The sequence below is a fragment of the Vibrio sp. M250220 genome, from assembly GCF_036533795.1.
In the GTDB taxonomy this organism is placed as follows: domain Bacteria; phylum Pseudomonadota; class Gammaproteobacteria; order Enterobacterales; family Vibrionaceae; genus Vibrio.
In genome coordinates, this window is sequence record NZ_JATABI010000017.1 from 1 (window position 1) to 14,737 (window position 14,737).

The window sequence follows — 14,737 nt, forward strand, 5'->3', positions numbered from 1 at the left end:
AGGCCACGGGCGGCGAAGATGAGAATTTAGATTTTTTCTTCTTCATGCATTAAGCATGACGGCTAGAAATGATCACTCAATTAGGAATGTTGGATCAATTGCGTTAACTCACACTTTTTGTCAATGGACTGCTGGTGAACGCTTACCAATCTAGCACCATGGCATGCCAAATTGCTCAGGCTAGTGAAGAAGCCGCTACCAGTGTCAATTCACAACACGCTCAACTAGAGTTGCTCTCGACCGCGATGACAGAAATGAGCGCCACCATCTCGGATGTTGCGACCAATGCTGAAAACACCGCTGCAAGCACCAACAAAGTCGTCGACCATGCACACAACAACGACGAGACAATGAAACGCACTTCGGAGTCAATTGCACATGTGTCTGATAATATCTCAGTAGCGAACGAGCTGGTGCGCGACCTGCAATCTGGCGTCCAAGAGATCAGCAATGTGGTCGGTGTGATTCGAGAGGTGTCTGAGCAAACTAACCTTCTAGCGCTTAACGCTGCAATCGAAGCCGCACGAGCGGGTGAACAAGGTCGTGGATTTGCAGTTGTGGCTGATGAAGTCCGCAACCTCGCGAGTCGCACGCAAAACTCAACCAACGAAGTGCAACAGACCATCGAAAAACTCACACGCCAAGCAGAGAAAACCTTCGCGGCGATGCAAACCAGTAACGAAAACGTTGAGGAGAGTGTTCGAGCTTCAGAGAATACACGCAAGCAGCTTGATTTAATCGTTGAAGAAATGCAAAACGCCAATGATATGGTGGCTCAAATTGCCGCAGCCTCAGAACAGCAAAGCGCTGTTGCGACCGAAATGAATGAAAACGTCACTGGCATCCACTTGGCTGCCAACGAAGTATTGCACGCTTCTCAGTCGCTCGCGGAAGATAGCCAGTTAATGGCGAATACCGCAGAGCACCTTACCGCTCAACTGAGATACTTTAAGGTTTGATTCGTCGCCAGTGACAAATACAAATTCGCCTTTAGCAACACGAATCGCCCTCGGTTAAGCCGCTATTGGGGAAACTGACGATGGAATCGTTCAATCAAGAAATCGATAAACAGGCGCAAGCGCTTAGGTTGATACTGACGACTCTGATAGATGACGTTTAAGTCTGCGCCTGCTTGCGATATAGCACGCTTCAACAAAAAATCTGTGTTGGCTGAGTTAGAACCAAGGTTGGGTAACTGAGCAAGAATACTTCTAAGCACCTTAGTTTAAATCATAAAGGCCTGTTCACTCAGGCCTTTGATGGAGGCGTCGAATCATAGTCAGCTACCTTCCGGAAAACAATTGAATCCCCAACAGAAGAGGTAAAACGAATTTACACAGTAATACAACACTTTGGCATGGCACACGATTAATTCGCCATAGTGGATAAATTAAGCCAAGTGACATTATAGAAAACCAGACAACCGTTATCATTTTCGAGCCTCTCTATACATCATTATTATGAAGCCACAAAATCCTTATAAAGTTAAATAGATTTATTTCAGCCTTTCTTGTCTTTTAAAGGTATCGATGTTGTAAAAATCAACTCAGAACAACATTAATTGTCTAATGTTTAATATATCTTGGGATACACAAAATAGAAAAACCAAGCATTATTACTAGGCTTGACCATTGTATCTGTCCATTTGGTAAATTAAGAACTTCCACTGTCATTTTTTCAAAGTGATTTATAACAGATGGAGTAGTTCCATAGATTAAGGAACCATAGTTGAAAATAGAATAATATTGGGAACCAATAGCTATATATACCAAAATTTTACAGAAAGCATAAAACTTGTTCTTGCTGTAGCGAAACAGCTTCCTTGCTACATAAATAAGAATAATGGAAAAGAACCAAAATAAAATTAATGTAATCATAGTCAATCCGATATAAGTATGAGATTCTCATCCAGATTCTTCCGGATGTTTAGGGATAAGGAACCCTGAGTAAATGCATACACCAAAGCTCAGCCAAGAAATTAGGTCATTGTTTGAGTAATTAGGAATAAATGGCTCAAGCGTTTCAAAAAATGGATAACCACTCATAAAAATAGAGTAGTAATTTAAAAGAATCGGAAAGAAGACAAAAATGCAATAAGCTAATCTTAGAATATTTTTTGTAAACTTGTAACGAGCCACTTTCCTGAAAATAAAAACTATTAAAATGGTTACTATTAAAAACTTGGCCACATCAATCATCTGCTATTTCTTTCATTGTTTTAAGAGTATAACCATCTGATAGTGCTTGATTTAATAGCGCTACTTTTGAAGACGCTTGATAACCTCTTAGATAATCTTCTGCACTATACCTAAATAGTTTAAATTGCTTGGCTTTTTGAGTTCTTGTCCACGGCATCGGATTTAAGTTAGGTTTGGATGCAATCTGATAAGCCTCGGAGGCGTTTTTAGCTGTGTTGGTTTTGGCTAGCACCCCATAAGCAGACAAGGCTAAATCTGCTCCATAGTAAACAATATCACCGTGTGATTCTGAGTAACCTAGCGATTCCGCTGCATGTTGATAACCTTTGCGAACTGGCCCTGTTGCATTCTCATCGCCATCCCAAAAGTACTTGCCATTTTCATACAGATTGTTGGTGCCATGAGCCATCATTGGACCACCAATTAAGCATAAGACCGCCGCTGAGGCGTAACATATTCCGGCGCCTGTTGTTACCTGCATGACACCAGCGACAAAGCCAATCCCTTTTTTAAAGATCAAGTTACCTTGCTCGATAAGACTTTGTTTTTCTTTTTGAAGCTCTTTGAATACTGTCTCTTTGTCCTTCTTACCGCTTTTATAATCGTTCACCAGACATTGCTCAAACCGATCGACTTCACGAACAAACTGCATCTTCAGACCGCCATTCGAGATGTGGCGATGTGAAAGCGTAACAGCTTGCATAGTGAGCCCTTTAGCGGCTTTTTCGACTTCACGAATGTCCCATGAGTCTGGCGCGGTTTGGTTTCTCATCCTAAGTATCTATCCCATATTTGATAACCTTCTGTGCCGGCCATGTTATGTTTCCAGATTATGTCGCGGTATGTGAGATGGAATATCTCAGACATATCTTCATCTCCGGAAGTAAGTACGTTTGGTTGATCAAATGACAGAGAGGTAATCAACGCATCAACTAATTCAATCGTGTAGAAGTTTTCGTTATGACCATGCTCATTGGTTCGATAAAATTTGATAGTGCATTGCAAATGCTCTTGTTTGGAAAGGGCGTTGCCGAGTAATGGCGAAGACTTATCTACGGGTTTGGTAATCGCCACTTCCGTTGGGCCTCCCTGCTTGTTTAAGGTGAAGTTACAAGCCAGAACCGTGATTTCATCTTTATGAGATTCTTGAGCCTTGTTGCCGATTGAATCTTTGGTGTTACAGCCTTGAGAGATACAGTATTGTTTTTTACCCATGATAGATAAGTATGCCGTATGAGCCATAATTTACTCGTTTATATTTATGGGACGGTAAACATATCGTATATCAATAGATCCGTTATGGACGACTGCTAACTGGCGGGATTTGAAGCAATATTCATTAATTACGCGGAAATCACCTTAAAATGGTATGGAAAATCAGATATCTGCACGGGTGGCAAATCATGCTAAACACCCATGCGCTCCTTTAAGGTTGGATGAAGGGAACATGAGCAAGTGCGCTTTCAGGAACGCAGATTACCTCCCCTTAAACAACTCACCTCGGTGATGTGCCAGATATGGTTTATGCTCACGCACGATCCTAAACGACATATCGTCTCTTAGGCCGATGACTTCTGGCGCTTCAAGATACTCTGAGATAAGAACCTTGCCGTTGTCGTCAAAGGAGATAAAACCGAGGTCAAACGCTTTATCTAAGTTAGCGAGCAGCAGCAATCCGTTGAACTTATCCAGCCTTTCTTTATTGTTTGAAGCGCGCCAAGGTTTTATATGGGAAGCGAGCAAAAGTTGTGTGTTGCGATACCCTGTAACGGCACAGCCTCCCCACATCTGCACCAACTGAGATCTAAAGTGACCTTGACCCATTCTGGTTTTGACCATGATGCTTTTTTCGGTGTCGGTTAGCTTTTTGTCTACCATGACCTGCCGAATGTCTGCGTTCACATCTATTTGAGCTAAGTCGGCTAGAAACTTGTTGTAATGGGTAAGCGCAGCGCTGTACATTCCTTTACCCTTGCGATCCGTTAGTTTAAAAACCTCTAACTGTCTGACTTTCTCTTCATACTGAGTAAATCGACGGTAGGAAGTCACTTCGGTCAATGGCTCACAGATTTCCCCCGTATCCATTAACCAGTTTGAAATTGAACCACGAATTGCTCCAAGATAATTTTTTGCGGTTTTCTCCGACTTACCAATATCCATCAGCCACTGATAGTAAAGGGATGCAAAGTCTGTAAAATTTGAAACCAGCGCTTCTTTCAGCTCATTGCTAACGATAAAGCTTTTCATATCGTTAAATAGCTCATCGTCTAGGTACGCATAGGCGATCGCTTTTGAGGAATAGCGACTGGTCGTCATTTCGTCATAGCCAGCGTGATAGGAAAGGTGCCAGAATCCCTCGCTTCTCAGATGGAAGAATGGGTTCTCTGGTGTGTTTTTGTCTTTGCCGTGAGAAAAGTTGTTGAAGTGTTCTGTGAATCTCTCTTTTAGCGGCTGATTGAGTTCGATTTTGTTTAAAGCGATATGCCCTGCTTGGATTAAATCCATAACCGCTAGGAGCATGCATACTTTATGAGGGCTTTTCTTACCACCCGAGATGTTCATATTCAGGTTACGAAACTTGTCTGGATAAAAGTCGTATGACATGTTTACACCTCCAAACCAGAGGTTTTCTTCATCACAACAGTTTGCCAAGTAACCCCTTCTCGCTTCAGCGAATCTTTGCCATCTTCGATATGGCAGATAACCAATCCGACATCACTAGCTAATTTATCCAGCTCAAATACGGAGACACCAAAAGTCTCACGAGCATCATGAAACTCGCCGTGACGTAATGTAATAACCAAGACACCCTCGTCTGACAGGAGACTGCGCAATGCCTTTATAGCAATAGATCTTTGCTGAACAGGAAGATGCATCCAAACCGCCGACAACAGAACTAAGTCATACTGCTTTTCTAGCTCTATCACGTGTTTTAAATAAGGTAATGAGTCATGTAACCAGACGACTTGCTCCGAACAGTTATAGTTGCCGATCTCAAGCAATCTAGTTGATGGCTCAACAGCATATACTTCACAGCCATGGGCGATCATCCACCTTGCATCTCTTCCAGATCCAGCGCCAACATCCAAAACAACATCACCCGATTGAGGCCAATATTCAGTCCAAGACTGGTGAACAGATTCGAATTCTAGGGAATCGTATTGCTGAGCTAGCTTTGAGGCATTGTTGTTGTAAAAAGAAGTAGTTGCGGACATATATCAAACCAAGCATCACTGTTCCTGCATGATATACGGCTAGGTTGCATAAGGCGATAAAGTATTAGAAATGAATTAGATTCTGTGATGAAAATCTTATACAAAAGCCATCCGCAGAACTTTGAACGCCGTAAATCTAGTTTGATGTTTAAGCACCTACTCTGATCACAAATCAAGCATATGTTGCTCTCGAATAGCGCCACTAAAGATACGAGCGTGGCAGCATGTGTTAGTTCCATTGTGAGCTATTGCTAACATGTAGAACCTTCAGATATAAAATAAGGCCTGATAAATCAGACCTTTTAGAATGTGGGAGTGAGACAGCACACTTAGGACCATAACCAACTAATATTTATAGAAAATAAATACACTATCATGCAAAAGTATTACCTTGGGTATTACTTTGCTACATCCATTGAATACTTGTGGGGCATATAAAACGATACCTAAAACCAATATCTAATACATTTACAACACTGACGAACGTTGATCTCTGTATAAAAACACTCCCCAGCCAAATGTTGGGGAGTGTGATTCATCCAAGCAAATGAACTGCTATGTTACTTAGACGTTGGCAACCCTGCTGCTACATCTTTGAATGAAGCTAATGCCGCTTCTAGATGATCTATAATCTCTTGCTGTAGAATATCCGGAGCAGGCAGGTTATCCAAGTTGTCTAGGCTATCGTCCTTAAGCCAAAACACATCTAAGCTAGCTTTGTCACGATTGATTAGTTCATCGTAGCTGTAGTATTTGAATCGTTCTGTCTCTTTGCGTTCGTGACGATTATCAGGGTTATAGCACTGAATAAAGTCTTTAAGGTCGCTCAACATCATTGGTCGTTGTTTCAGCGTGAAATGCTTATTAGTTCTTAAGTCATAAAACCAAATACCTTTGGTATGGACTTTTTCATCACGAGCAGCATTATCAAAAAACACTACATTTGCTTTGACACCATTGGCATAAAAGATACCCGTTGGTAATCGCAAAATCGTGTGTACATCGCAATTGCTTAACCACTTACGACGTATACGTTCACCTGCACCTCCTTCGAACAACACGTTATCAGGCAAAACTACTGCGGCTTTACCTGTGTCTTTTAAACTCGAAACAATATGTTGCAAGAAATTTAGTTGTTTGTTGGTGGTTGTAGCCCAAAAATCCTGACGCTCATAGGTTAGTGCATCTTTATCTTCACCACCTTCAGTATTAGTAATTGTCATGCTGCTTTTCTTACCAAAAGGAGGGTTAGCCAATACATAATCGACTTTATCTTCCCCCTTAATAGGAGTTAGCAATGCATCAGCTCGCTCTACATCTGGCTCACCATCAATACTACCGATGTTGTGAAGAAACAAGTTCATTAGACACATACGGCGAGTAGATGGAACAATCTCATTACCACGGAAGGTTTTATCACGTAAAAACTTCACTTCGTCTTTGTTTAACTTTGATTTTGCTATGGTAGTTTCGTCATGCTTTGATGGATTCCAATGGCTCATGCCCTTTTCAATCCACTGCTCATCACCATATGTAATCCAATCATTAGCAGTTAAGAAGAACCCACCCGTACCACATGCTGGATCGTAGATGGTTTTCTTAGGCTCCGGACGAACACAAGCCAACATAGCGTCAATCAATGCACGTGGCGTAAAGTATTGGCCTGCACCACTTTTTGTGTCTTCTGCATTCTTCTGCAATAGCCCTTCGTACAAATCACCTTTAGCATCTGAGTCTAAGCTTATCCAGTTTTCACCGTTAATCATTTTAACGATACGAGCCAGCTTCGCAGGATCGGGGATCTTATTTTCAGATTTGTAGAAAATAGCACCAATCATACCGCTTTCTTTGGCTAAGCTTTTTAGTACCTTACGATACTGTTCTTCTAGCTTCTCGCCTGTTAAGCCCTGCAATGTTTCCCAATTAAACTCTGTAGGAACTTTGGTATCCCTTGAATAGGGAGGCTGGGCATATTCATGCGCCATTTTTAAAAACAGTAGGTACGTGAGCTGCTCTAAGTAGTCACCATAACCCACACCGTCGTCACGCAATGTATGACAGTAATTCCAAACTTTTTGTACTAATGCTGGTGCATTCATTTATCAATCTCAATAATCATGGGCTAGCATCACACTGATACTATCAACCTACGGTTCTAATTAATTCACCAATCCATGGATGCAACGTGTCTTTATCTTTATCTTGCTCTAACTGATAAACTAGGAATCCCAGATAGGTATTTTTGCTTTTGAAGTGAAACCATTGCCCTATTTTTCGCAGCTCTTTTTCAAAGCAGGCATCAGCACCTTGGTCCTGTCGGAGTTTTTTTAAATACCACTTCTTTGCATCACTTATCAAAGGCTTAAACAACTTCCATTGAGCTACACGTCCTTCGTTTAGTCGTTTTTGATCAAGGTGATAAAGCCTTATAGAGAACCTTACTTTTATATCCTCGGGGCTGCCCTTTTCGAACCTTGAAAATGGAACTCCGGATTTGTCGTAAGAAAGTAGCCGCCATTCTAGTCTTTTGCACGGGTCGAGTAAAACGGGGACCTCGTTGTCTTCATCTAACTCATCATAAGCACGCTCAGGTTCATTCACTAGAGGGAAGTAGTTCCACTTACCACCTCCTGTCCCTTGCAAATCTTTTCTGTATTCATTGCAATGTTGACATGAAAAACGAAAGTTCTCATGTTTAAAAGCTGCCCACTTATAGCCTGCATGCTCCGGTTCTATTTCGTATCTAACCAAGCTTTTTTCATCTTCCGAAAATCCAACGCCTTGAACTTTCCCTTTGGGTCGATAGTGATCTACCGCATTGTCTGTTCGAGGAATGTTTGTTTCGCAATACCAACACCTTCCATTTGATAATGCTTCTAAACTTTCTTTTAATTCCTTCCAGACCGAGCTACGATCATCAGCGACAATAGTACCATCGACTAATGCTTCTGTAGCTGCTTCAGCTCTATCCTCCCAGCCATCAGGTAAGTCTACAAATGTGTTATCTACAAACCTCACTAATTATCCTCACCTAGTAACTTTGTGATCGCCTGCTTAGCAACATCGTCACGCTCTTCTTGAGACAAGCTTAATGCAAAATCCACGAGCTCTTGCAAACTATCCGCATCAGACTTTTCATTTAGAAGAGTATTACGAATCTTTATGTAGCGCTCATAGTCATCGTCTCGTTGCGACATACTGAACCGATCATTATCTAGCCATTCGGAAATGACTTGAAAGCGCAGTTCTTCGAATCTTGTTTTGTTTTCAATACTTGCTAATGCTCTATATGTTTCTAAACGCTTTTGAGTGCGCTTATCCAGTGACGACCCGAGCCCAAACATGTCACTGGTAATAATGCCCGCATAGCCCATTCCTTGGGGATCATAGTGAGGTTTATGAGACTCAATAACTCGGGACTCATCATCACGGCTTAAAATCTGCACTTGATCTCGTGTCAATTCAGCAATAGCAATAGGGTTGTGGGTAGTTAGAACGATGTGACTGTTGTTTTCACCATCAGAACCAGAAGTTATAAACTTATTTAAATAGTCTATGTAATCAACGCTCCACTTAGGGTTTAGGTGCGTATCGGGCTCGTCCAGTAAGAATAGGCTCTCTTCTTCTGCGGTAAACCTTAACAATCCTAATACAGTCAGTAATTGCTGCTCACCTTCACTGAGTTCACGAAATGTTACAGTACCATCATTCTTTTTAAGTTTTACGCGGATACGCACTTCGCTAATAAGTTCTGATACATAAGTACTTTCTAGGTCACGGAAAAACTCTCTAGGTTCTTGCTCGCCAACCAACTCGTTTAGCTTGTTGATATCCTTGATAAACATATAAAGATATTCGCGGTCCTTTTTGTTCCATAGAGTCGCTTCATCCGTTCTTTTTATCTTTATCGGCGCTGTCGAAACTTCATGTACTCGATCCAAAAATTCGCGAACAATACCTTCTGCTCCCCAGAATATGTCTGGGTTTGTCTTACATGCTCCATGAGTTCCTTTAGGACCTTTACTTTTATTCAAGTTCCAAGAAGGCTCGTTTAGCTCTAACAAAACAGAATCAATACTTTCAGCATTTTCATCAGTTTCTAGGCCGAGCTGAGTATCAAGAAAATGTCTAACTAAATCATCTTGCTTTAGAACAAATGCTAAAAGCACAAATTGACTATGTACAGGTAAAGCATAAAACAACCGTCTTAAACCAGGGTCTTCCGACTTAGCGTTTCGGAGCCTTTTGTCATATTGCTGAAGATACGGACGAAATACCGACTGCATACGATCGCTATGTCCAGAGTAGTAACCAAACACATACTTGGGTAAAAACTCGTCTTTTCGTTTTTTAAAAGTAGTGTATTTGATGTCTACTAATTCCGGTTCACCAGTTAACAAGCTCAACAAATCAGCTTGTACAGTATGCTCTGAGTTTATTTCGCCTAAATCTTTATAACTAACTTTGTACATATCTTTAGAACGATCAGGATCTGCGTCGATTTGTATTTCTTTTTCGTGGCAAAAATACCTCAACGTGTACGCAAACGAAGGCTTATCTTTCTCATTTTTGTCGTTCTTTCCCATGATTAAATCACGGAAAAGCAACGCCAATGCCTCTAACACATTTGATTTACCAGTGCCATTCCAACCTATAACTAAGGTAATCCACTCTTCTTCTTCAAAGTCGATAGTAACGTTTTTTAGATTCTTAAACCTTTGGCGATCACCTTCTCGGTCTGAGCCTATGGTAAATGAGGCTAAACGCATTAGTCCTCCTTGTTTTCTTGCTTAATCAACTTTAGTTGGTCGTAACCATCATTTCGCTCAATTTCAATTTTGCGTGCTTTTTCCAGCTTTCGAAGTTCTGCGTATATCTCTTCGATACGATCCGTTGCAGTACCATCAACAATTCCACACTTTTCAAAGGCTTCCTGAGCATCAATCCAGCCCTCTTCTGCGGTTAAAACTTCGAGTAAAGTATCCATTACATTAACTTTTTTTTTAGATTTACGCGGCGTACGAGACTTGGGCATTTTTGCCAGAGCTTCACGTTCAAGTTTTATTTTCTTTAACAATGTAGAGGCGGGTTCGTCATTAGGATCTTGTGGCACCAATTGCCCTAAAAATGCTGACTTAAGAATATTTTTCCTCTGGGCTTCAGACTGCTTTAATCCGAGTGCAATTGATTCAAACTGCCTATCAATAGAGTCAAACTCATTACTGATTTTATCTATAAGCACTTTCTGCTCAGCACTTGGAGGAAGGGGAATAGCCAAATTCCCCAACTTAGTGCCGTTTACATTCGCTTGGCCTGCCGTCTGATTCATTACCTCTGCTACCCACTTTTTACCAAGAACAGAATTTATATAATGAACTGCTATTTCAGGTAGCACATGCTCCGAAAAAGTGACAGCAATAAGGTAAGAGGCATAAGACACTGGTTTCCCAATATCTCTATAAACAGCAGATTTGCCAACCAACTCTGCACTGTTGGTGCGATTAAATAGTAAATCGCCATCATTCAGAAATAAATCCGGAAACTCATTATGGTCAACAGGTAAGTACTTCAAGTTGCCGTAATCTAGTTTGCCATCTTGAATATTGCCCATACGTAATACAGGTACACCTGAGCTATCATCATTTGTTTTTGATGAGGAACCATAGCGCTTACTAATTGCCAACTGGTCTATGGTCGCCCACACCCACCCATCAGGTAGCTCGGGTAAGCCTTCTACATCCGGATCTGACGGCTCGGGGTATTTAGCTTGCCAGTTTTTAGGTGGTTTTTTATCTTTGGCTTTAAATTCTTCTAATTTTTGCTTTTCCCAGCGCTCGCGCCGCTCTATAAGAACACGCTCTAATAGTTGCGCTCCCGTTTCCTGAACATTTCCACTGTTAGCCTCCCGCCATTGTTGCGTAAGCGCTCCTTCAACTGCATTTTTCAGTAAAGATTGGCGATATTGAGTCAGTTTCACTTGCGCTGCTTGGAGTTCTTTGACACCTGCATCGAGTTCGGAAAATAACTCCTCTAACTTTTCGTAAATACGAACTTGTTCATTAACTGGTGGGATCTTAGTACCATGAGCTAAAAATGGACCACGATTAATGTGCTTCATAGTGCTACCATGAAGATGCTCAGTCTCAATCATTTCACCAATAGCAATTTTCATCCAATAATATAGTAAACCCGCGTTAAACAACCTAGGCTCTGGTACAACTTTAAATATATGTTGGTTTAGCCAAGCTTTCTCTCCCCTCCATAGAAAAGCATCTAGCGTTGCAGACCAACTTACAAGCAAATCTCCATTATTTACTTCATAAATTTCAGGCACTTCAATATTAGTATAATTAAAAGGCTTATCTGAGTTAGTAAGGTTTTGAATTCTAATTATAGGAATACCTGACTCTTGCCTGTGGGCAGGCTTAAAAGCAAATCCATTTACATACTCTGCAATATCTCCAACGGTAGCCGTTATCCAGCCTTGTGGAAGTTCATTTGTTTCTCTCACGCAATTAATTCCTGATTCATTTCAGCCAATAGGCTATCTAATTCGTTTCTGTCGCCGTTGTTAAACAAGCCCCACGCTTTTTGTAAGCCACCGTGATCGGAAAAAGGGCTGTAGTCAAAGTCATCGCGTTCTATAAAACAACTGGCGGAAATATGGTCTTTGATCAAACGTAACCACTGGGTCTGTTGCTCGGTAAAAGCTGTGGAACGTTGGGCATTGTGGCGGAAGATCCACTTTTTAAACTTGGCGTCTACCTGTTCAGCAAAAGGTTTCAACTCCGTATCTGAACCAATAGCAAACCTAATTAGCGAGATTATATCGGTTAATTGGCGTTTCGTGTCTGTTTTCTTCTTACTGCCACTTTGATTGAGTCGCTCGTAAGCAGTCCAGAGTTTTTCTGTTGTTAGTAACAAAGGCGGTTTGCTTAACGCTTGGTGCAACTCCTCTAACATGGCGAATGTCAACCCCCTACGTTGATAAGGTTGCTGGTAGAAGAAGCTTAAAGCCTGGATATCGTCTTTATGTTGTTCAATAAAGTCTTTAAAGGTTTGAATCATCTTTTCAGCATCATCCGCGGCTTGGTTGCTGTAACCCGAATACGTAACAGTATCTAGATTGATGTGATCGATAAGCTGTTCGCGGTCACGACGAGCAGATTCAATCACGTCGCGGGTTTCTGGATTATCAAAACTTTGGCAAGCTTGATCGACAAGTTGCTCTTTCGCTGTTTGACGCTCGCTATCTGTTAGGGTTTCTTCACTACGTGTGATCCCTGCCTCTTTTGCGTTGGTCAATGCTTGTTTAGTGATAGCATCTGGGTCAATCGCGGTGAGTAGCTCTCTAGCTAGCTGCGGTAATGGTTTACCTGCGATCTTTTCTACTTTATCTAAACCCCGTTTATCGAGCTGCTTAGCTAAGCGCGTTAAACGACTGGCCAAACTTTGGATGGTGTCATCGTCTCTATGCCCCATCGCCACACCTTGCAATAAGTCTTTCATTGACAGATTAGGAGCTTTTTCTAACGGTCGGCTCTCTGTTTTTAGAGATTTCTCCACCCCAACGGCGTCAATAAGAACAAAACGGTCCTTATCAGTCGTCGCGCTTTTGCTGACGTTATGTAGGTCCTCATAGCTTAGACTACGAACACCACGACCTTTCATTTGCTCGTAATAGCCTTTACTGCGCACGTCTCGCATAAAGAGCAAGATTTCGAGTGGCTTTACATCAGTTCCCGTTGCAATCATATCAACGGTAACCGTGATCCTTGGGTTAAAGTCGTTACGAAAGTCATTAAGAATACCATCAGGGTCTTTCGCGCTATAGGTTACTTTTTTGCAGAATTCGTTACCTTGGCCATATTCTTCACGGACAATCTGAATGATATCATCAGCATGGCTATCTGTTTTGGCAAAAATCAGTGTTTTTGGTACTTCTTTACGATTAGGAAATATCTCTGTTTCGACCGCCTTTTTCATCGCTTTTATGACTTGGCGAATTTGGCTTGTATTGACCACCGAGCGGTCAAGGTCTTTGCTGGTGTAATTACTATCTTCTTCGGCCTGTGCCCAACGTTTTTTACGGGTGAGTTTATCTCGGTGATCGAGCCACTCTTTAGCTTTTAGCTCAGCACCTTTGTTACCAATTTCTGTTTCTATCTCATAAACGTCGTAGCCAACATTTACGCCATCAAGCACCGAATCTTCATAGCTGTATTCAGCAACAATGTTTTCATTAAAGAAACCAAAAGTACGCTTATCTGGTGTAGCGGTTAAACCAATAGTGAAGGCATCGAAGTAGTCGAGTACCTGCTTCCACAAGTTGTAAATCGATCGGTGGCACTCATCAACGATGATGAAATCAAAGGTTTCGATAGGTACTGTTGGGTTATACTTAACCAGCTTTCCCTGTTGTTGATTTTGTTTAATTTCATGTAGAGATACATCTTCAGCACTTTCATCTATCGGCTTGCCACTCAAGATAGAATACATGCGTTGAATGGTACAAATACATACTTCAGCCGCATCGTCTATGGTGCTGCTATTTAAGCGTTGAACAATGTGATTCTCATGGAAGAAGGTTTGTTTACCTTGCGGTTTAAACGCATGGAACTCTTGCTGTGCTTGTTTACCTAAGTTTCTAGTGTCTACCAAAAAGAGTATACGTTTCGCCCCACCATGATTAAGCAATCGGTAGACCGCATTAATGGCGGTAAAGGTTTTACCTGCACCTGTTGCCATGTGTATCAGCGAACGTGGTCTATTTTCAGCTAGCGATTTCTCTAGTCCGGAAATGGCACTCACCTGACAATCACGAAGAGTTGCTTTCTCTAGCTCTGGCATAGAGTTCTTTAAGCTGTAACGTAAAGAGTGTTCTTGCTTGGACCACGCTAGTAATGTTTCTGGCTTAAAGAAATGGAATAGTTCGCGAGCTCTCGGGGCTGGATCTCTAAGGTCAGTAAAATGAATGACTTGGCTTGTTGCTTCAAATAGAAAAGATAAAGGTGTATCTTCTTTTCGGAACTTGATTTTACTAGTGGCATAGCGAAGCGTTTGCTCTTCCACTTGTGAAAGAATTGTTTCATCTTTTTTTGCTTCAATAACACCGACAGCTAAGCGGTTAACGAACAATAAATAGTCAGCACTATCAGTGTATTGTCCTTTCCCACTGTCAATTGGATACTCACGAACCGCTACGCCCAAGCCTTCACCAAGGTTCACCTTGGGCCAAGTCTGTATTTTCCAACCAGAGGCCTTCAATTGCTCATCAATTGATAAACGCGCCTGCGTTTCCGGTTTTAGTCCGTCAATATCCAT

Annotated in this window: 9 protein-coding genes and 2 pseudogenes; 1 reads left to right on the forward strand and 10 read right to left on the reverse strand. The window is 41.6% G+C overall.

Features of this window, described 5'->3' with window-relative positions:
- Window positions 1-149: 149 nt before the first annotated feature.
- Window positions 150-959, forward strand: a pseudogene (locus tag QTN94_RS08245) (methyl-accepting chemotaxis protein); the annotation flags it as partial.
- A 62-nt stretch (window positions 960-1,021) separates the two neighbouring features.
- Here the strand turns inward: QTN94_RS08245 and QTN94_RS08250 are convergent.
- From QTN94_RS08250 to QTN94_RS08295, 10 genes and pseudogenes are all read right to left on the reverse strand, one after another.
- A pseudogene (locus QTN94_RS08250) lies at window positions 1,022-1,138 on the reverse strand (LysR family transcriptional regulator); the annotation flags it as partial.
- Between the two features lie 1,052 nt (window positions 1,139-2,190).
- Window positions 2,191-2,901, reverse strand: coding sequence for a DUF4225 domain-containing protein (locus QTN94_RS08255; RefSeq protein WP_331427413.1), 711 nt, complete (start codon window positions 2,899-2,901; stop codon window positions 2,191-2,193).
- Window positions 2,902-2,966: 65 nt separating this feature from the next.
- Window positions 2,967-3,440, reverse strand: coding sequence for an Hcp family type VI secretion system effector (locus QTN94_RS08260; RefSeq protein WP_138970264.1), 474 nt, complete (start codon window positions 3,438-3,440; stop codon window positions 2,967-2,969).
- A gap of 234 nt (window positions 3,441-3,674) precedes the next feature.
- Window positions 3,675-4,802, reverse strand: coding sequence for an HNH endonuclease (locus QTN94_RS08265; RefSeq protein ID WP_331427414.1), 1,128 nt, complete (start codon window positions 4,800-4,802; stop codon window positions 3,675-3,677).
- A gap of 2 nt (window positions 4,803-4,804) precedes the next feature.
- Window positions 4,805-5,413: a class I SAM-dependent methyltransferase gene (locus tag QTN94_RS08270; RefSeq protein ID WP_331427415.1), complete on the reverse strand. Its 609-nt coding sequence runs from the start codon at window positions 5,411-5,413 to the stop codon at window positions 4,805-4,807.
- Window positions 5,414-5,973: 560 nt separating this feature from the next.
- Window positions 5,974-7,512: a class I SAM-dependent DNA methyltransferase gene (locus QTN94_RS08275; protein WP_331427416.1), complete on the reverse strand. Its 1,539-nt coding sequence runs from the start codon at window positions 7,510-7,512 to the stop codon at window positions 5,974-5,976.
- A gap of 43 nt (window positions 7,513-7,555) precedes the next feature.
- Window positions 7,556-8,431: a hypothetical protein gene (locus QTN94_RS08280; protein WP_331427417.1), complete on the reverse strand. Its 876-nt coding sequence runs from the start codon at window positions 8,429-8,431 to the stop codon at window positions 7,556-7,558.
- A complete protein-coding gene (locus tag QTN94_RS08285) occupies window positions 8,431-10,182 on the reverse strand; it encodes an AAA family ATPase (RefSeq protein WP_331427418.1) in 1,752 nt (583 codons plus the stop codon). The genes QTN94_RS08280 and QTN94_RS08285 overlap by 1 nt, the downstream gene beginning before the upstream one ends.
- Window positions 10,182-11,924, reverse strand: a complete 1,743-nt coding sequence (locus QTN94_RS08290; protein WP_331427419.1) for a restriction endonuclease subunit S — start codon at window positions 11,922-11,924, stop codon at window positions 10,182-10,184. Before QTN94_RS08290 ends, QTN94_RS08285 begins: the two co-directional genes overlap by 1 nt.
- Window positions 11,921-14,737: a type I restriction endonuclease subunit R gene (locus QTN94_RS08295; protein ID WP_331427420.1), complete on the reverse strand. Its 2,817-nt coding sequence runs from the start codon at window positions 14,735-14,737 to the stop codon at window positions 11,921-11,923. The genes QTN94_RS08290 and QTN94_RS08295 overlap by 4 nt, the downstream gene beginning before the upstream one ends.